Below are 20795 nucleotides of genomic sequence, written 5' to 3'. Positions count from 1 at the left end.
ACTATTTACAGGATAGACCCACCAGATTTTCCTGAAAGTTTTCAAACCGGAATCTTCTTCATAAAAGTCACTTTTGTCGGGTGACAGAGCCTTAACTGGGCTGTTATCATGAACAACCAGCCTTTTATTAGTTTCCTTTAGTTTTATTGATCAATAAAGTTGTCCATTATGCTCAACAGAGTTTTTCTGAAGCACTCGCTCTCCCTGTTTGCGTTTTTCGGTTTCTGCGGACTGGCCTTTTTCTCGCTATCTGGTGAAGAAAAGCAGCCCGCAAAACCAGCAGCCACGCCCGCTGACCACCCGCTGATCGTGTTCATGATTGGCGAGGAAGGTTACAAGACAGCAGAAAGCCTGCCCGCCTTCGCAAAAGCCCATTTACAGCCTCTCGGATTTCGCACTGAGTTTGTCTTCGCCGACAAAACAGATCCGAATTCTTTTCCCGGATTGGAGATCATTAAACAGGCCGACCTGCTGTTCCTCAGCGTCCGCCGTAAAACATTGCCGGCCGCGCAGATGAAACAGATTCGCGATTATCTCGATTCGGGTAAACCGCTGATGGCGGTGCGAACTTCCAGCCACGGCTTCGCACTCAGTAAAGGGCAACCCGCCGACGGTTATGTGGAGTGGAAAGAGTTCGATGTCGAAGTGCTCGGCGGCGAATACGCGGGCGACTTCAGCAACAAAACACCCACCGACGTCACTACCCAGCTGCGGGCCGAGCAGGACCCGATCATGGCAACGGTTCGCAATAAATATTTTCGCAGTGAAGGTTCGATGTATAAGAGCATCAACCTCAAAGGCTCAACCAAAACGCTGCTGCGAGGCCTCACGAATGTAGATGGCCAGCCGGTCCAGATGCCCGTCGCCTGGACGAACACCTATAACAAATCACGCGTTTTCTACACCTCGCTCGGTCATAGTGGCGATTTCAAAATCGACACGTTTACGCACACCCTGGTGAATGCCGTCTACTGGTGTTTGAAAAAAGAACCCCCTCAGGTTGATGTCGCCGGTAAAATTACCCGCGATCGTTTCAAAACCGATCTGGCCGGTAATGAGCAGGTCGATAAAGTCATGAAAGCCTTTAAAGGCAAAGGGGAGGTCGGTGATGAATCCGATCCCACTCCCCCGGAAGAAGCAGTCAAACTGTTTCAGGTTCACAAAGATTTCGTGATGGAAAGTATTGCCGCCGAACCCGAAGTGATGCAGCCCCTCTACATGAGCTTTGATCATCGCGGGCGGATGTGGGTCGTGCAATACCTGCAGTATCCGTTTCCCGCCGGCTTGAAAGTGGTCAAGTACGACCAGTATCTCCGCGCCGTGTTCGATAAAGTTCCCCCGCCGCCGCCAAATCATTTCAAAGGGGCCGACAAAATTTCGGTCCTCGAAGACACCAACGGCGACGGCACCTTCGATAAAATTAAGGACGTGATTACGGGCTTGAACATTGTCTCCGCAGCCACCGTCGGCAAAGGAGGCATCTGGGTCCTCAATCCTCCGTACCTGATGTTTTATCCCGACGCCAACGGCGATGACATTCCCGACGGCGATCCCGTAGTTCATCTCTCCGGCTTCGGTCTGGAAGACACCCACTCGGTGGCCAACAGCATCAAGTGGGGTCCCGATGGCTGGCTCTACGGGGCGAACGGCAGTACCACGACAGGCACCGTCAGCTCCGAAGCGACCAAAGGTGTGCACTTCAAAGGTCAGATGATCTGGCGATATCACCCCGACAGTAAAATTTTCGAAATCTATGCAGAAGGGGGCGGCAACACGTTCAGCGTGGAGATCGATTCCAAAGGCCGCGTCTTCTCAGGAACCAATAACGGGGGCACCCGCGGCATGCATTATGCCCAGGGGGGATACGCGCATAAAAACTGGGGCAAACACGGGCCACTGACCAACTCGTACGCGTTCGGCTATTACGAACATATGCGACATAAAGGTTACCAGGAACGATTCAGCCAGACCTTCTCGATCTACGAAGGGGGTACCTTCCCCGCCAAATACAACGGCGCCGTCTTCGCGGCCAACTCGCTGCACAATCGCGTCATGGCCAGCCAGCTGATTCCCGATACGTCGACCTATCGTACCGAAGATATGCCGCCGATCGTGCTCACGCAGGATCGCTGGTTCCGCCCCGTGGACATCAAAGTCGGCCCCGACGGCAGTGTCTATCTGGCTGACTGGTACGACAGCCGCCTGACGCACGTCGATCCGCGCGACAACTGGCACAAAACCAGCGGCCGCATTTATCGGCTGAAGCCAAGCAACTTCGAACCCATCAAACCGTTCGACCTCAGTAAACAGACGAACGAGGAACTGCTTGAGAAGATGGGACATACCAACAAATGGTTCCGCCAGAAAGCAGTCCAGGTGATCGGCGAACGCGGCGATCAGTCCATGGTCCCCGCTCTGTTGAAAATCGCGAAAGACGAAAACGACGATCGCGCGCTTGAAGCACTCTGGGCGCTCAATCAACTCGGCGCCTTCGACGAACAGCTGGCGCTGGAACTGCTGGGACACCGCGATCAACATCTCCGCCGCTGGACAATTCGTCTGCTCGGCGATGCACACCAGACATCAAAACCAATCACCAGATCACTGGTCGAACTCGCCAAAACCGAACCGTACGCCGAAGTCCGTTCGCAACTGGCTTCGTCCGCCAAACGCTTCCCGGCGGAATCAGGGCTCGCCATTACCGAAGTCCTGCTGCAACGCGAAGAAGACCTGGCCGACCTGCATATCCCGCTGCTGTTGTGGTGGGCCATCGAAAGCAAAGCGACCTCAGACCGTGAAGCCGTTTTGAAACTCTTCTCCAAGCCGGAGTTCTGGCAAGTGAAAATGGTGCAGGACTATATCCTCGAACGCATCATGCAACGTTATGCAATGGCCGGCGGCGAAGAGAATTATGCGATGTGTGCCGAACTGCTCAAACTGGCTCCCTCTGATCAGCATAAGGAAAAACTGATGGTCGGGATGCTCGAAGCATTTCGTGGCCAGAAAATCGACAATCTCCCCGCAGCACTCAGCAAAGGACTCGCAGAGTATCAGAAAACACTGGGCGAATCCGATCTCGCGCTGGCCCTGCGTCTGGGTGACAAAGCTGCCACAAGTCGCGCCCTGAAAATCATCGCCGACAAAAACGCCGACCGACCGACGCGCCTCACCTACATCGAAATTCTGGGACAACTGAAGACAAAGGAAGCCGTCGGCCCGCTGACCGCGATTCTCTCGTCAAGCGGTGCCGACACACATTCGCTCAAACGGGTGGCGCTGCAGGCATTGATGAACTTCGACAATCCCAGCATCGGCAAAAACATCCTGGCCCGCTATCACAGCACGCTACTCGACGAACACGATGTCCGCAGTACAGCGCAGCGGGTCTTAGCCAGCCGCAAAGCCTGGAGCAAACAGTTCCTGGATGAAGTCGACGCCTGGCGGATCAAAGCCAATACGATCCCCCTGGATGTCGTTCAACAGATGGCGCTGCACGATGATCCTGAAATCAAAGCCAGCATCAAAAAGCACTGGGGCAAAGTCCGCGGCACTTCACCGGCTGAAAAACAGCAGGAAATGAAACGCGTAGGACAGCTTGTGAAATCGGGAGGCGGCGATCTGGCTTCCGGCAAAGTGCTGTTCAACAAAACGTGTGCTGTCTGCCATACTCTGTTTGACGAAGGGGGCAAAGCGGGCCCCAAACTGACCGGTTATGAACGCGACAACCTGGACTTTATGCTGCTGGCGATTGTCGACCCGAGTGCTGCCATTCGGGAAGAATTCACAAACTTCCTGGTCGTGACCGACGACGGGCGCACCGTGACCGGCCTGATCGACGAGCAGACGACTAAAACACTCACACTTAAAGATGTGAAAGGTCAGTCAATTCTCATCAACAAAGAGGAAATCGAACTCCTCAAAGCATTGGACCTCTCGTTGATGCCCGATGGTTTAACGAAAAACCTCAGTGACAAAGAGGTACGGGACCTGTTCGCCTACCTGATGAGTCGCACGCCCAACCGTGGCAAATAATTCAGACAAGATCACAGGCTGGTGAAGCGCCAGCCTGCGTCGCGTTTGAAATAATACGGCGCTTCTACAGATCTTTTGCCGTCGTACCCTGCAGATCCGCTCGCGCCTGTCTGAGTTGTGTCAGCAATTCCACTATCGCGTTATGTGCGTGATACGTCTGGCTGATCACCAGCGATTGGCTTTCTGTTACCTCTGAGATCGTCCCCCCCAGTTCATTGACATACTGCTGCGGACCAGAGCCTCCCCCAAAGCCTCCTGGAATAACACGGGGCGCTTTCGATTTCCAATCTCCCAGATTGGAATTGCGGATCGCGTCCGCTAAAACTTGATAGTCGATATCGGGGCGAGAACGACATAAATCGCCCACAGGATAAACGCGGGTTTTCAGCATGTTCGCCGCTTGGTCTTTTGTCGTAATCAGAATGAGATCACGATCGACGACATAGGTCAGATCAATCGGGTCTAGAATTTGGATCAATGCATTTTGTAAGGAAATGTCTTTGAGACTGATATTGATCAGCTGATCAACCGACACATCAATCTCCTGCAGATCCTTTTCCTGAATCAGAATCGTTACTTTGTGTAACGTACTAAAATAAGTAATCACTTCACTGAGCGGTATCTCAGGAAAATTAGCCTCTGTTTCGGACTGCAAAGCTGCTTCTAATTTCTCCTCGCGTTTCGTCAACGCCGGGTAAAAAGATTGTTTCGCCAGCTTCTCCTTGGCGTTCACTGCCGGATTCGAATCAGCATCCTTAGCTGTCTGCTTCTCGTCCGCATGGACCGGGATCGCCAACCAGCCCGCAGCCAACAGACACGCGGCAACCATTACCGCTGCGTTTCTTCTGTGCTTGTATTGTATTGAAATTTGCATCGCAGTCTCCTGTTTCCGTTGTGATTTTCCATTTATCGAACAGACCAGATTCAAACGAAGTTCCAATCTGATGTGATCAGTCTAAACTGCGTGCCTGACGGAGCTGAGTCAGCAGTTCCACAATCGCATTGTGTGCCTGATACGTCTGGCTGATGACCAGTGACTTACTTTGAGGCACCACAGAAATCGTACCCCCTTCCCCTTCTTCATAAACGGCTGAACCTGATCCCATCCCCAAGCCGCCGCCGCCCAAGCCGCCACCGAGAGCTCCTCCACCCATACCACCACCAACTTGAAAGAAACCACCGCCGCCTCCACCAAAGCCCCCTGCTTGCGCGGGTTGACCAGGAGCAGGAGTCGCAGATGTACTCCGTTCACGCCATGTACCCAGGCCGGCATTTCGGATGGCGACTTCCAGCGCGAAATAATCTTCAGGGGTTTTACCGAAATCGCCCACTGGATAGACGCGGGTTTTCAGCATCTCATATGCCTTGGTTTTCATGGTAATCTTGACGACATCCCGGTCAACGACATAAGTTAAGCCAAGGGGATCCAGAATCAATTCCAGCGCCGTCTTCAGTGAAACCTCTTCCAGGGAAATCGAGACAAGCTCTTCATCGCCGAGACCTTCGTCTTCCAGATCTTGGTGCAAAATCACAATGTTCGCGCCCGTTGAATCCGCATAGTAGTTCATAACATCCGTCAAAGGGGAATCAACAAATTCCGCTTCCACATTTTCATTCAATTGTTCCTGGAACTGTTTCTCAAACTTCGTCAATTCCGGAAAGAACAACGGTGCGACCGGTTGTGCCTGTACTGAAACAGATACGTCCGGGTCTGGTAATGCACTCGGAACAGATGGCTTTTTCGCCTGGGTGCTCTTTACTTTCTGCTTCTCTTCCGCGTTAGCAACAATCATCAGGCCTGTTGCAGCCAGACAGAATATTGTTGCGACAACAATCTTTCGTTGAAAAAGCCCACTCATGATCGTCCCCCATGCTTAATAAAATTTTGAGATTAACAGCAGACACCACTCCGTTAACGCAGAACACCCGTTTTTTCAGAAGATTGCCTTTCCTGATCTTTGCGAACCTGTCTGAGCTGAGTGAATAACTCAACAATGATTGCATGTACCTGATCCGTCTCATTCACCACGAGTGCTTTGCACTCAGGAACCAGCCGTATCGTGAGAGTTCTCTGTTGAAAATTTTGAGTGCGCGCGCCCTCTTGCATCAAACCAGATGCTGACGACTTTTTTTGCTGTCTAGGGTGAGTGATTTCCAGGCAGGCAATCTGAATCGCTTCTTCGAATGCTTGTACTGCCCCTTCCCATTCCTGAAAAGTCGCATAGTTCTCTCGCAACGGAAATAAATCGCCCACAGGATAAATGCGCACTTTGAATGTGTGGTCTGCCTCTTCCTGTGTGGTAATTTTGAGAACTTCACCATCAACAACATAAGTCAAACCCAACGGCTTCAAAATAATATCCAGGGCTGATTTGAAAGGAATCCCAGAAAGAGAAACGTTTACTGGCTCGTCGACGGTTAAGCCTTTTTCTTTCAGAGCAAGCGCATCGAGAAACATATTGACACCATGTTGTGACTGGAGTGAATTCAATGCTTTCGATAAAGGGACATCCGGAAAATCGCATATCGTGTTTGCATTGAGCGCGGTTTGAATGTGCTGCTCACGTATTGACAACGCCGGGTAAAAGGGCTGCTTAAGCTCTATCATTTTTGGTGGTGGCGCGACTACCGGCTTCACCTCTTGGAGTTGCACGGAAAACTTTACCGGCCAATCGTAAGTTTTAGTGAGTGTCTTGCCATGCTTGTCTTCCGCACTGGCGGCCACCACAAGCCAGCCGACAGCCAGACCAGAGATTGCCACTGCATAGAATTTCGTTTTTAAGATCGAAATCATGTTTAACTCCGTTTCAAAATGAAATGACACTATTTCCTGCAGACAAGCCCGACACTTCAATCAGAGATCAAACGTTACACTCGTTTCAGAGAACATTTGCCCGGTTGTGATCCGCAGCAGTATAGAGCGTAAAATGAGAAATGAATGCTCTCGAATTTAACAAGTGGCTTCTCGATGAAAAAACGGGCTCAGCTCAGTATTTGAGCGAAATGAAAGAAGAAAACCAGCTTGAGAACATCAGTGCGAAATAGAATGATATGATGAATATCTCTTGATCGTAAAAAGTTCACTCCACTCTGTCAACTTTTTTCTTGCATGAACCGCCATTGATGGAATCCTCACAAATCAACGGCCCATTTTAAGTCATTTCATGCGAGCAACAAACCGCTTCAGTATCAGTAGAAACCCGGGAACGGTCAGTAGATACCCCACGACCAGAAAGCCCCAACCCGCGCCAACCGGACCGTATGTTTTACCGAAATACCAGACCAGCAGCCCGGTAATCAGTTGGCAAATCGTATTCAACACCAGGAACGGCTCCTGTTTGAAAGGACGGATATACGCCATCACGCACTGGGAAATATGAATTGGAACAATCGCCAGCGTCAGCAGCACCGTCGGGTAGAGCGGCAGAATTCTGCGTTGCACTTTCTGAATCAGATTCCACACTGGTTCGAAACTCTGCCACGCCGCCGGAAGTTCAATTCCCTGTATGACCTGCAGCAACCAGACGACCAGACAAAAGATAGTTCCCCCCGTCAGCAGCACGATCGTCGAAACCTGAAACAGCCGCCGAAAAACGCGGTTCAATTCCGAAATGTCATTTTGTGAAACCAGTGTCCCGAACAACGGTGCCCGCGTCAGCATCCAGGCATAAGCGGCCATCTGCAGTGTCATCAATGAAGTCCAGGTCATCCCCATTCGCCCGGAAACTTCAGCCCCCTGATATTCAAACATCAGGGGAATCACAAACGCACTGGTGAAGTAAACCGCCATCGCCTGAATCGCCAGTTTCCAGTGCAGCGGCCAGACCTCTTCCAACCAGCTCACTTGCGGCCCGGGTAACGGCTTCCAGAGTGCTGCAAAAAAACGTCGATAGCGAACCCCAATCAACCACAGTTCCCAAAACAGCCGCACCGCGGAAATCGCCACACACGTCCACAAGCCGGCTCCGCTGGAGATTGCCCACCAGACAACCAGTGTGCCCATAATACCCTGCATCGCGCGATAACGATTCGTTACCGAAACCTGATTGCAGCCTTCGAGTAATGCGATACAAGGCGCGGCCATTAAACTCAGCGCCGTCAATCCCACCACGCAAAACCAGGGAGCACGCCAGACCACATCGGACGCCGGTTGCGACGACAGAAAAAAATACCCAGCCACACCAATGGCCGCGACAAACAGCGTCCCGGCGACGGCGTACCATTTCAAGACCAGCGCCGCCAGACTGCGTAAACGGGACAACGCCGACGCGTCACCGGTTAAATGCCCCCCTTCATCAATTTCCAGTTGAGACCATTCATGGCTGGCCAGATACAGGGTTACCACCTGCATGCCCATTTCGACGAACGTCTGCAGCGCAATCAGCGCACCAAAGTTGTAATAGTAGCCTTGCATCTCGCTGGAAAAAAACGCGACGATCAACAGCAGCGTCACCGGACCGGAAAGAAACTGCCAGCCCCGGTTCACGAGCGCGTAAAAAACCGCCCGGTTGACTTCCATGCGGTTGAGCAGGCGACGGGGCCAACTGCGGCGCTGTGATTGAGGTTCCCGCTGTTCGGTCATGCTGCCGTGATCTGCTCTCTATTTAATTGAAAATCAATCGGCGGTCTCTGTCAGTTCAGAAACGGCCCGCATCAGATCTGCTTCTGCCTGACACAATTGCTCTATGGTATTTGAGATCAATAATACATTCACCAGTCGCAGTGTTTGTCCGTCGATCTGATCGGGCGACGTGGCGATCAAGCGCGTTCCCGATGCCCCCTGTTCCGACACACATCTTAACCAGTTTGAAAAGCGGATACCATACGACTCTTTCCAGGGCAGATGCAGCCAGCTCGCCGCCTCGTTCGGCTTCAGAAAGCGGGAAAACCCCAGCGCCAGCCGCCCCATCGTATACCGGGCATTCACATCCTGAATCGCCCGCCACTGCAGTGCGCCCCGCTCATCTGAAAACTGCATCGCATCAATACCCAGCGGCCCGAAGTAGCCTGCCTGCTGTGCCCTCTGCGCCACACGCTGCCCCACTTCGATCGCGGGTTGCCATTCGTTTGACGTTTGCTCATCAACGGTGATCCGACTACCTCGATATTGTCCCCGCTCATCGCACAACAATGGAGCCAATCCAATCCACACAGGATCTCCCTGCCGGGGAATTTCAAACTGCAAGCCCGCTTCCGCCATTCGTCTGACCCACGGCTCCAGAAACAGAGGTTGACCTTGTCCAAACCGTTTCAATACCCAGCCTTTGATCTGATCACTCAACCGCGGCCCGCGCCCCAGCATCCGCTCACGGGCCGACATACTGAAATTGGCTTTCACCACCCACGCATTGTCCGGCCCTTCTTCTCTTTCCTGTAGTTTACTCACCGCAGTCTCTAACCCAGCCAGATCATGCACCTGACAACTCCCCTGCAAGGCCAGTCCCCACTCCTGCTCACACGCAAAAGAAAACTTGCGCGCATTCACGGTCTGGACGGCACTGAGATCGGGCGATTCAAAATGAAAGCCCTTTGTCTGTGCAATCCGTTTTACAGCGTCTGACCAGCCCCAGGGAACGAATTCGAATTCTGCAGCCTGCTCACGGGACGGCCATTGACGCGTGAACTCCACCCGGGGCAAACCCGCCTGTGTGAGTTGCGCAACAAACTCCGGCGGAATGGTCCCGGGCAGAGAAATCAGATCGCCGTCCTCCGCCAGTCCCAGCCAGCAACTGGCCAGGCTCGCATTCAAGCCGGGAGTCGCTCCGACCGGCGCAGCATGAACTTCGCTTGCCAGTTGATGTTCAAAGTCAAAATTGCCCAGAAAGAAACGTCGCATATCACAGAATTAACTTTGTCTAGAATGGAATTTCCTGTTGGAAGTTTCGGATTATGGTTGAGAATTCAACAGGAAATACTGTTATACTATGTCATTCCAGCCAGAACTATCCTCACACACATATTCTCACGAAAGTCAGTCTGATGCCCTTATTCAGAAAACAGTTCGCCACCTTTCTCAGCCTTTCGCTGATTGTGCTTTTCTTCATCTGCCCCACCAATCACTCGCAGGCCGCTGAGACTTCATCGGAAGCGCCCTTGCAGATTGCGACATTTGAATGCGACATCACGCCCCCCCTCGGCAGTCCGCTCTGTTACGGGCATGTGGCCCCCGCGAAAATAATTGTTGACCCGCTCATTGCCCGCGGTATTATCATTCTCGGTTCCGAAAAACCGATTGTCCTGCTGGCGCTCGACTGGGTGGGCGCCAATAATGGCGCACAAGATGTCTGGAAGAAACAATTGGCCGAGGCTCTGGGCACAACCACGGATCGTTGTGCGGTACACTGCCTGCATCAGCACGATACTCCGGGCGTCGATATCTCTACGAATGACCTGCTGAAACAAAATGGTCTGAACGGAGTCATGTATGACGAAACTTACGTGGCAGATGTGATGCAGCGGACCATCGCCGCCGCCCGACAGAGTCTGAAAAAAACACAGCCGGTCACACACGTCGGCACCGGAAAAGGGAAAGTCGAACAGTTCGCCTCCAACCGCCGCATTCTGGGACCGGACGGTAAAGTAAAAATTGTCCGCTTCAGCTCCTCACGCAATCCCACAGCGATTGCCGCTCCCGTCGGTACGATTGATGCCTATGTCCGCGTGCTCAGTCTCTGGAACAAAGATCAGCCGCTGGTCGCCCTCAGTTATTACGCCACACATCCGCAAAGTTATTACGGAAAAGGGGGCGTCAGCTGTGACACGGTCGGACTGGCGCGATCCATCCACGAAAAACAGACACCCGGTGTCCTGCACATTCACTTCAATGGTGCCGGCGGCAATATCGGCGCGGGAAAATTTAATAACGGCGACCCCGAAAATCGCCCACTGCTGGCACAGCGTCTGGCAGATGGAATGAAACATGCCTGGGACACAACAGAAAAAACGCCAGTCTCTGCAAGCGACGTGAACTGGAAATCAAAGTCGGTCCTGCTGCCGCTCCGAGACACGCTCGACGAAAAGGAACTCGCCGGCATTCTGAAAAACCCGAAAGCCCGCCTTACTGATCGCATCCGAGCCGCCCGTGACCTGAATTATCTCCAAAGAACGCAGGCGGGACAAACGATTGATATCACCCGCCTCAAAATCGGACCGGCACAAATCATTCACATGCCCGGTGAACTGTTCGTCGAATATCAACTCGCCGCGCAGAAAATGGCACCCGGTGATTTTGTCTGTATGGCCGCCTACGGCGATCAGGGCCCCGGCTACATCGGCACCAAAGTCTCCTACGCAGAAGGCGGCTACGAAACCGGCCGCGTCTCCCGCACCGCCCCCGAAGTAGAAGAAGTCTTAATGCAGACACTGCGGGAACTGGTAACCAACAAAGACAAGGAAAGCGTACCTAAAAAATAAACCGTAGGGGCGGTACCCGTGTGTCCGCCCGCCTTGCGGTGCGCATCCTGGTATTGCCTTCGAATGGGACCAGATCAAACCTGCGCACCTTGGACATACTTATTACACTAACCCTGCGGGCGGACACATGGGTCCGCCCCTACCGCGGAACAGTAGTTCGCGAAATGAACTGGCACCATCGGACAAGTTATTTTGCTCCGACAGTGTATGTATGCGAGCAACCTGTGGAGCTTGAGAGAAAATCCCCTACTCCGACTTATCAGGCCGCGACCACTTGATCCGGGCGGTATAAATACGATTATTGCTGCCGTATTTTTCGATGCCCACCGGCTGCATCCATTCGGCAACCGTCACCCATGATTCGTGTGGACTGACTTTGACGACCGCAAAGTTTCCCATGCGGGCCCCTTTTTCCGGCACGATTATCCGTTCGGTTTTGCGGATCACACGCAGTGTTTTCGGATCGACTTCCGCCATGAACAGCGGTGCCCGATGACGAAACACATGGTCGTTATTTGCACCACGGCGCGTGTAAACCAGAAACAGTTTCTCACTATGAATCACCCAGTGCTGCTGGGTATTATAGTTGCCCAGTTCCTGTTCCACATCGAATTTCCAGATGATCGGCTCAGAATAGCTCAAGCCATCGTCACTGACAGAAACATATCCTTTTTCATCATTTCGCATCGTGAGGTAATATTTGTTCTGAAACTTCGTAATCGACGGTTCATACAGGCCTCGCTTGATAGGCACGGTATGTGCGCTGCCGTGTTTTTTGTAGGTCAGCTTTTCACCATCGAAGTCGCATAACACAACCGTTGTGCTGTACTGCTTCTCCTCCTTCTTCTTGAAGTAAACGGGTAACAGGATCGTTCCATCTTCGAGATCCACGCGCTGGGCTGAACCGGCGCCGCAGTCTTCGAATTCGGGTTGATCCGGCATGGCCATCGTCGTCCATTCCGACCAGGTATGATCTGTCTCATTATACACCGAGTAAGCCACGCTCCGTTTGCGAACGTGCATCACTTTGTTATTTTCGTAATGCACTGAGTGCCCGGTCCCCAGCAGTTTTTTTGTCTTGGCGTGCCAGCCGGGAGTGAAATCGCAAATCGCAATCTCCTGTGTCTCCGACAGACGGCGTCGCCCTAACGTGGAATGCTCGGTCGGCCCGATCCACTGCTCGCCATCAGTGGTCCGCATTTCATTGAGTGCATAAAACACGTCGGAACCACTGAGCAATAACTTCTGCATCGTCAACACAATCGTCGCGGGAAAATCGCCCGTTTGTGGTATGGCACCCGTCCGCGCCTGAACCCAGCAGGTCTTGCCATCAAATCCTTCGGTGACGGTTCTCAAATCCACTTCATACGTGAGCGGCTGCGGTTTCTCGTCGGCGACTGCGAAATGGTTTCCGGCAGCCAGGAAACCCAGCACAATACAAACAGGAATGAACTTTTTCATGAGAGCCTCTTCTTTGATGATAAGGAAGTATCTCTTTACGATAAGCAGATTTACCACCAGTCTCAATACCAGAGCAACTAATGTTGGCAAAGTCGTCCGGCATCACAGGATTGCAATCTGCTCGCTGCCAGCTTTAAAATGAAAGCGAGCAGGCCATTTTAAGATGAGCCAGCCAATCTTCTCTCTCCATTTTCAGGAACAGACAAATGCGAACATGCTCTCTGATCGCTGCCTTGTGTTTCATGTCTGCCAATCTGCTCACAGCCGCCGAACTGGACTGGATTCAGGTCAGTCCGAATGGAAAGTCTTTCGTCACCGCGAAAGAGCAGAAACCGTTTGTCCCCTGGGGATTCAACTACGATCACGACCGGGACGGTCGGCTCCTGGAAGATTACTGGAACACCGACTGGAAAACGGTCGAGCAGGATTTCGCCGAGATGAAACAGCTTGGCGCGAATGTCGTGCGGATTCATATTCAGTTTGGCAAATTCATGTCCGCCCCCGATCAGCCGCGCGAAGCCGCGTTAAAGAAACTGGGCGAGTTGCTGACACTCGCCGAACGCACGGGCCTGTATCTCGATCTGACCGGACTGGGCTGTTATCACAAACAGGATGTCCCCGACTGGTATGATCAATTGAGCGATGCGGAACGCTGGCAGTCCCAGGCGCATTTCTGGTCAGCCGTTGCTAAAGAATGCGCAAACAGCCCGGCGATTTTCTGTTACGACTTAATGAATGAACCGGTGGTTCAGGCGGGTAAGAAACGAGGAACCGAATGGCTGGGCCCTGCACTGGCCGGCAAACATTTTGTCCAACGGATTACGCTCGGCCCCGACGAGCGTCCGCGCCCCGAGATCGCTGCCGCCTGGGTCAAAATGCTGGCCGAAGCGATCCGCAAGCAGGATCAGCGGCATCTAATTACCGTCGGTCTGGTTCCCTGGAGTCTGGAACGCCCCGGGCTGCAGTCCGGCTTTGTTCCCGACAAAATCAGCGCGCATCTGGATTTTATCTGCGTGCATCTGTATCCCGAATCGGGGAAAGTCGATGAAGCACTGGAAACGCTCAAGGGTTTTGACGTCGGTAAACCGCTGGTGATTGAAGAAACATTCCCGTTGAAAAGTTCGCCCCAGGAGTTCCAAGAGTTTCTACAGAAATCAAAACAACACGCCGATGGCTGGGTCGGCTTTTACTGGGGCAAAACACACGACGAATACAAACAGGGCAAAACGATCGGAGATGCCATCATGGCTGGCTGGCTGGAGTACTTCGAAAACAATGGTCCTCTATTCAAAGGTGAGCAATAAACAGCACAACTCGGAGACTGAGGCGTAAGGGCGGTGCCAGCGTGCCCGCCCGCCTGGTGGGGTACAACGTTGTGATACCGCGTGAATGGGACCAGTTAAAATATCGCGAGTTGGCCATGCATTCCACACTAATCCTCGGGCGGCCACATAGGGCCGCACCCTACTGCAACACGCGTCGAAAGGCTTCTCTGAAATTGAACCGCCACCATCGAACAAGCCGAGCGGTGGCACGCAGGAGTGTGAACTGGTTTTCGGCGTGATGTTCAGAATCGATTTTGAATTCATCACGGCTCGAACACAATATCGGTCACCGTACCGAACTTCGCGGGTAACGGCATGTTCGCAAATTGGGAATCATTTCCCACCCGATACTGCCAGCGGCCTTCTAACGGTAACACGCCCGTGGCTGAAATCAATTGTGGGACAGAACGAAAATCGGCCTCTTTCGTTTCGCCTTTCACCTGCAGCACAATCAGGTTCGCATCATTGACGGCGACTGGCTGACATGCGATTGAAAAACCAGCATCTGTTTGCATGAGGGGCACACCATTGATCCAGGCGTCAACTTCGGTCCCCTCAGCGCAGGACACTTTCAGTACTAACGGTTTCCCGGACATCCACTTTTCAGGAACCCGAACCACGCAACGATACCAGCGACTCTGATCGGTTTTCTGTGCTTTCTCCAAACCGGGAATCTGCACCACTGACCAATGTGGGGCTTCATGAACCGTGACCTTTTCAGAAACAGTGACCTCCGCCGGATCAAGGCCCGCGGCCCAATAGATGCCATTCGTCAGCAGCCGCACAAATTCCGGTCGTGCGAAATCACTTGGATGTCCGAGCGACGTATAAAACGATTTGCCACCATCCTGCCGTTTGAACGTCCAGGCGACCGGTTCGACCGGTTTCCCTTCGATTTTACCCGTCATTAAAACCGTCGTATTTTTTGCTAACGGAGAGACTTCGTATAATGAATAAGCTTGCGGGAACGGTTTGTCCGGAATGCCTGTCAGAATCGGATTCTGCTTTTGTGCTTCATTGATCGAAATGATTGACTTCAAATCGTTTTTATGATGCCCGTGATAATTGCCGCCGAACACTTCCGCGTCGAACTCAGGCCAAGCCTGTAAACCCGCAGGCGGCTCTTTGCCATTGAGCGAAAACGCATGACTGGCGGTCCGAATGCCGACGACAGATTTCCCAGCATTGATATAATCGCGAATCGCCTGCATCGCTTGTTTTGGCAAGACACGCCGACGAACACTGAAGAGTACAACATCCGCCTCGTTGATCGCTTCAATACCGGGAATCGAATTGCGGTCCTTGTCATCGGCGAACACGGTGCTCACGCGAAACTGTTTGCCCAGATGTTTTGCGGCGAATGCGGGCAGACTCTGATTGGTCTCATACTCGGCTTCCGCCATCACCATCAGCAGATGCGGTCTGCGATCCTGCTTGAAAGTAAAAGACATGCCCCCCAGGAACTGATCGCTGGTGATCGTCGGACAGATAAATTTTTCGATGTGTGAGATTATCAGATCGTTGCCGGTAAAATGACTGACGTAAGGCCAGCGTTTCGGGTTATACATCGTGTCGGTCATATCGCGTACCAGAACCACGTTCTTCCCGTTTTTTGCCAGTTGACGCAGACCGAAGGGACGCCCGAGCACACACATGTTGGTATGCACGCCGGTCAGAATCACATTTTTTATGCCACGGCTTTCCAGAATCCGCCAGACCTCATCCCCCTTGTCGCTGATGAAATCCTGTTCGCCGTCAATCGTGATCAGCGGCGACTGGCTCTTCCAGGGCAGTGCCGGATTGCGGCCCAGTGATTCCAGTTTTTTTGCCCAGACCGCATGTTCTGCGGGATCATCGTCTTCTCCGCCATCTGATTGATCGAGAGGATAGACGGCCCGTTCTTCACTGGGAATCTTCGAGCACCAGTTTTCGATGCCTTCCGGCACCGCTCCTTTCTGCGGAATCTGCATCGCGCGCACCCGAGCCGGATGCCCCTGATAGGCGGGCATGCAATCACTGGGAGCATGGATGATCGTAACGTCTTGTGAACGTGCTATCTTTAACAGGTTATCGAGACGTGGGGCAAACTCTGTTAGCCTGTTGACTGCATTCAGGCAATGATGGTAATCCCAGACGTCGCAGACGATGATCGCGGTTTGTTCTGGGTTCCAGTTTTCTGTACGCTGCAAACGATGATAACGTCCGGAATCTTTGCTCGTTTCCTGCTGATAACGGAGTTGTAATTTCAAATCCTCAGCCGACAGAGTGGCTGTTGAAAGGAAAACCAGACTTAAACAGGCAGCCAGTTTGCACAATGCATTCACGTGATGTCTCCTGGTAGCAGGCAACGAGAAGGAACCGTAGAGGTCGTTCTGCTGATCGCATCAACAGACACTTCATTTTAAAGGGTCACAGTACCAGAACAAAAGTCTGAAAGCGAAAAACAAAAAAATCCCGCCTGAAAAGAAGTTACTTTTCAGGCGGGATTCGGTATCTCAGGTATTATCAATAGTTTTTTCGTTAGAGAATCTATCAGCGGGATTCAGCAGAGCGATGGTATCGCTGAAGTTGATTTTCGACCTGCTGAATTTTGTCTCTTTTCTGCTGATTTGAAACACTGGCTTTATTGGCAGCCTGAGTGAATGAAGCAGGTGCTCGGAAAGCAGGCTCTTCCGACTGAGGCGGAATTTGTCGTTGCACGCTGGCAACACGCGGCAGGCTGCGGCTGATACGTTCGCCTCTCGTGTTTTGCTGCATTTGTGGCTCACGTGCCTGCGTTCCATCCGGCTTGAACCGGGCTGATGTCGGCTGTGGCTGATTACTCACTTCCCCCGAAAGATAAGACACAAACTTCGAACTGGCTTTGTTAATGATCACCACGCGGCTGGCTGACTGTGGCTTGTTCAACGGACGAATGATACAGACCACTTCTGCTTCTCCCGCCTGATCCAGGGCTGCCTGCAATTGAGACAGATCGGGATTACCTGTTGTTGGAGCCGTCACAGACTGGCTGGGCATCGCCCGTTCCAGGAATTCGTCCAGCAATTCCTGATTGGGTTCCGATCTCATTTCCTCACGAACATCTGCCATCGCCAGTTTGGTTTCAGGTGCGCTCTCTGGAATATCAGACTGCTTATACAAGGCCGTCAATTGGGAATCATCCAGTAATTTGTGAACTACAGGCAGACCGGCATACAGGCCGCGTTTGTCTTCTTTATCCACAGCAAAACAGACACCCACCAGACGACCGGATCGATCAAACAATCCGCCGCCGGATCGTCCCTGCACGGGCATTCCCGTACATTCAATATTGTCAGGACCCAAAAATCGGTTGAGTTCCGTCACCTGGATTTTTTCCAGTGTGGGGAACTCACCGCCGTTACATCCAATGCTGGCAACCACGTCACCCGCTTTCACCTGATATTCGATCCCGGCGACTTTCGCTGCAGGAACGGCGTTTGAAGTAGGAATCGAAATCAGTCCCACATCTGCTTCCAGATTATAGCGGACCAGCGTTCCCACGTACGTTTCGTGCTTATCACCCTGAAAGACATCGACTTCAATTACCGAGTCATTCTTCAACTCACTAAAAATGTGACTGCAGGTCACAATCAAAGTGCGTCCGACCGCACTGTGAATAATCGTGCCGGAGCCCAGATCCATCCCTTTTCTATCTTTGACTCGAATACGAACCGTGCTCACACGCCAGTCATTGATCGTCGGCTGCAGCTGCATTTCGGGCAAATGATCGCCGGCAGACTCGCCGAACTGAGCGCGAATCACAGGTTCTTCTACAGCCACCGATTCGTCGGCATCTTTCGATTTATTACCAAAGAACGGGATACTGAAACCGCGCGATTTCTTTTCAGGTTTGGTTTGATTCTGTGTCAGTTGAATGGGAGTATCTGCAGACGAACTCGCTTTGTTCTCATTGGCTGCGAAAATCATCTGATTCTCTTTATCAGAATTCGCGGGCTGCTGTTTTTCCGAGGAAGGGATCTGTGCCAGCATCCGTCTCAGGCTGCTCTCGGTAGTCGACCCGACGGACCGCGCCACTTCCTGCCCTTCGACTACCAGTACAAAAGCGGGAATACTGGAAACATTAAAACGCCGCGCCAGTTCCGGTTCCTGATCAACGTCCACTTTTTTGATCGGGTATCCTTCGCGTTTTAAACGCGAAATCAACGGGCTCATTTTTTGACAGGGACCACACCAGGTCGCAGTAAAGTCCAGCAGTACCCCGTTCGGAGTCGCGGCACTGGCGGAACCGGAAATTATCAGAAATGACAAAACAACGGTCGTCGTAAACTTCATCTACCAATTCCTTAAACAGGCTGGTTTGAACGCAGATTGCGTTATTGATTCAGATAAAGGGGTATCGTTACAAAGCGTCTGTTGAGAACCGGAAAGGTTCCCCGGAACAGCGCAGACAACCTGAGAGGTTGTCGGATGCAGAGAAGCAGAGTGGTGCGATTGACGACCAATGCCTGCGTGAGCAGAAAATGGCTGACGCCCCCTCTTGATCTGAAGAGCTTCGACAGTTCGATAATTCAGAGCCTCGTCGAATGTATCAACGAGCGAAATCTGTGAAAATAGCTTCACGATGCGGCTTCCATGCCTTTCGGTTATTTCCGGCAAATTGTCGGTAACCTGGATTACTTAATTGGGAATCAAGTCCGGTCTTCCTGACCATCTACTTTGATTCGTTGAAATGTCGGTTCCGTACCTATGTACAAGTATGATAAAGAAACAGGACAGGCATCCCGTTTGTGACAGGTAATCTGAAATCACGCACCTTGCGTACCATAAGGACAAATTATTTTGCGAAATATTCGCCGGAACGCGTAAATACCTTAAAGAGTATTCCTTGTAAATAGGATTTTCTCTGGAACCTTTTACAATCGACGCTCAAAGAAACCGTTTTGGTGACTTTTTTGCAAGGCATTGTAATTTTTACCTTATTTTCAACCGTTTTTCGCCAAGGAGTCGTTGAGTCAGACTGTGGTGACATGTCTCCGGAAATGAGCGGGATTTTGAGGGGAGAGCCAAACTGGTTGTGTACTTTTCTGTTCTCAAAGAACTATAATACAGTAGCAGCCTTTCCCAGACGAACAGGGGGAAACGCAAATTGGATCCTTATCATCATAAACAGTTCATAAATAATGACTTACACCCCTGACGAAAGACCCCGTCTTTCTCTACAATATCCTTCCTTGAACATCGTGACAGATTCACTTTCTGTTTTCTCTATACAAATAAACCGATAGTCGGTTACGCCAGCCACGATTTTGTCGGGAGAGACATTGTTTCTACAAAATCGCTGTCAGAATTGGGCAGGCACAGGTATTCACTTTTTTCGACGGACACTCATGAAACAGACGCTCCCCATTTTCATCATACTCCTGCTGTTGGTCCCCGCCGGTTGTGGCAAACAGGAAGAGATCACCTCTTATACGGTTCCGAAACAGGCGGCTGATGCTGGCCCCGCTGGTGCCGGCAGCGCCACCGCACCCGCAAAGGAAGTCCGGATGCTGGCAGCGATTCTGCCCGGCGGTTCACAAAACTGGTTTTTCAAATTGACCGGCGCTCCGGATCAGGTGCAGGCCGAGTTTGAAACCTTCATCCAGTTTCTGAAATCCATTACCCTGAACGGGGACAAGCCTGCCTGGAAACTTCCGGAAAACTGGGAACAGGAGCCGGGAAGTTCCATGCGATTTGCGACGTTAAAAGTCAAAGGCAGCGATCCCGCTGTCGAACTGTCTGTCATCCCCTTGCCTGCCGGAGATTCTCTGGAAGTCGATCTGCTTTCCAACATCAACCGTTGGCGCGGACAGGTAGGTCTTTCCGACATCACCGCCAAAGACATTCAGGCCGCTTCCACAACTCCTGCCCTGGATACGGATCTGTTCACACTCAAAGACGGCGATCAGACAATTACCGCCGTCAGTCTGAAAGGCATGATGGCCGATAACCCCATGGGCGGTGCGCCGTTCGCATCCGGCATGATGGGGGGCGCAGGCCGTCCCTCTCCCAGCCCCGTGAATCCTCCGGCAACAACGCCGGGCGGCACCAATTTAAAATATGAGACCCCCGCAGGCTGGAAACCCGGTCGTAGCGGCGGAATGAGAAAAGCTGCCTTCAATATCACCGCAGGCGAAGAAACCGCGGAAGTCACGATCATCGATCTGGCCAAAGCCGCCTCTCCCCTGCTCCCCAATATCAATCGCTGGCGGGGACAGGTCGGCCTGAAAGAGATCTCGGAAGCCGATCTTCCCAAAGAGTCTGAACAACTCAAAGCAGGCGATCTCGAAGCCACATATGTCAAACTGATCGGCCCGGAAACTTCCAAACCACCCCAGGCGATTCTGGGGGCGATTATTTATCGGGACGAACTGGCCTGGTTCGTCAAGTTGACCGGCCCCGCGAAACTGGCCGAACAGGAACAGGCCCGTTTCAAACAGTTTGTGCAATCAATCCGGTTTGAATAGGCAATCCAGTTTGAACAGGCTGCGAAAACAAATTACTCAACACAAAATTAATTGAGTTTCAGTTTCAGGAAATCAA

General features: G+C 52.1%; 12 protein-coding genes. 4 read left to right on the top strand and 8 right to left on the bottom strand.

Annotated elements, in window-relative coordinates:
• The first annotated feature begins 168 nt into the window (after window positions 1-168).
• Window positions 169-4032, top strand: a complete 3864-nt coding sequence (locus tag Q0294_RS14620; RefSeq protein WP_299466867.1) for a PVC-type heme-binding CxxCH protein — start codon at window positions 169-171, stop codon at window positions 4030-4032.
• Window positions 4033-4096: 64 nt separating this feature from the next.
• Here Q0294_RS14620 and Q0294_RS14615 read toward each other — a convergent pair whose 3' ends face one another.
• The 5 genes from Q0294_RS14615 to Q0294_RS14595 all read right to left on the bottom strand — a co-directional run bounded on the left by Q0294_RS14615 (window position 4097) and on the right by Q0294_RS14595 (window position 9868).
• Entirely contained in the window at window positions 4097-4906 is an 810-nt protein-coding gene (locus Q0294_RS14615; protein ID WP_299466864.1) for an STN domain-containing protein, read from the bottom strand.
• Window positions 4907-4982: 76 nt separating this feature from the next.
• Window positions 4983-5891: a hypothetical protein gene (locus Q0294_RS14610; RefSeq protein ID WP_299466862.1), complete on the bottom strand. Its 909-nt coding sequence runs from the start codon at window positions 5889-5891 to the stop codon at window positions 4983-4985.
• A gap of 53 nt (window positions 5892-5944) precedes the next feature.
• A complete protein-coding gene (locus Q0294_RS14605) occupies window positions 5945-6826 on the bottom strand; it encodes a hypothetical protein (RefSeq protein WP_299466859.1) in 882 nt (293 codons plus the stop codon).
• 363 nt (window positions 6827-7189) lie between these two features.
• Window positions 7190-8614: a hypothetical protein gene (locus Q0294_RS14600; RefSeq protein ID WP_299466856.1), complete on the bottom strand. Its 1425-nt coding sequence runs from the start codon at window positions 8612-8614 to the stop codon at window positions 7190-7192.
• Between the two features lie 33 nt (window positions 8615-8647).
• On the bottom strand, window positions 8648-9868 hold the full coding sequence (locus Q0294_RS14595) for a hypothetical protein (protein WP_299466853.1): 1221 nt from the start codon (window positions 9866-9868) through the stop codon (window positions 8648-8650).
• A gap of 143 nt (window positions 9869-10011) precedes the next feature.
• On the opposite strand from Q0294_RS14595, the gene Q0294_RS14590 reads away from it, so the two are divergent.
• Entirely contained in the window at window positions 10012-11445 is a 1434-nt protein-coding gene (locus Q0294_RS14590) for a hypothetical protein (RefSeq protein ID WP_299466851.1), read from the top strand.
• A gap of 246 nt (window positions 11446-11691) precedes the next feature.
• Here the strand turns inward: Q0294_RS14590 and Q0294_RS14585 are convergent, their stop codons facing one another.
• A complete protein-coding gene (locus Q0294_RS14585; protein ID WP_299466848.1) occupies window positions 11692-12906 on the bottom strand; it encodes a sialidase family protein in 1215 nt (404 codons plus the stop codon).
• A gap of 206 nt (window positions 12907-13112) precedes the next feature.
• Here Q0294_RS14585 and Q0294_RS14580 point away from each other — a divergent pair, with 206 nt between their 5' ends.
• Entirely contained in the window at window positions 13113-14210 is a 1098-nt protein-coding gene (locus tag Q0294_RS14580; RefSeq protein WP_299466845.1) for a cellulase family glycosylhydrolase, read from the top strand.
• Between the two features lie 284 nt (window positions 14211-14494).
• On the opposite strand, the gene Q0294_RS14575 is transcribed toward Q0294_RS14580, so the two are convergent.
• Both Q0294_RS14575 and Q0294_RS14570 read right to left on the bottom strand, forming a co-directional pair.
• Window positions 14495-16555 (bottom strand): isochorismatase family protein, encoded by a 2061-nt coding sequence (locus Q0294_RS14575; RefSeq protein WP_299466842.1) that lies wholly within the window; start codon window positions 16553-16555, stop codon window positions 14495-14497.
• A gap of 208 nt (window positions 16556-16763) precedes the next feature.
• Complete coding sequence (locus tag Q0294_RS14570) at window positions 16764-18545, bottom strand: trypsin-like peptidase domain-containing protein (protein ID WP_299466839.1); 1782 nt, start codon at window positions 18543-18545, stop codon at window positions 16764-16766.
• A 1055-nt stretch (window positions 18546-19600) separates the two neighbouring features.
• Between Q0294_RS14570 and Q0294_RS14565 the strand changes: the two genes are divergently transcribed.
• Window positions 19601-20719: a hypothetical protein gene (locus tag Q0294_RS14565; RefSeq protein WP_299466836.1), complete on the top strand. Its 1119-nt coding sequence runs from the start codon at window positions 19601-19603 to the stop codon at window positions 20717-20719.
• Window positions 20720-20795: the final 76 nt, after the last annotated feature.

Origin of the sequence: uncultured Gimesia sp. (assembly GCF_937919775.1) — a bacterium.
Taxonomy (GTDB): Bacteria; Planctomycetota; Planctomycetia; order Planctomycetales; family Planctomycetaceae; genus Gimesia.
Note: the sequence above shows the minus strand (reverse complement) of the source record. Positions and strands in the feature narration are given on the sequence as shown.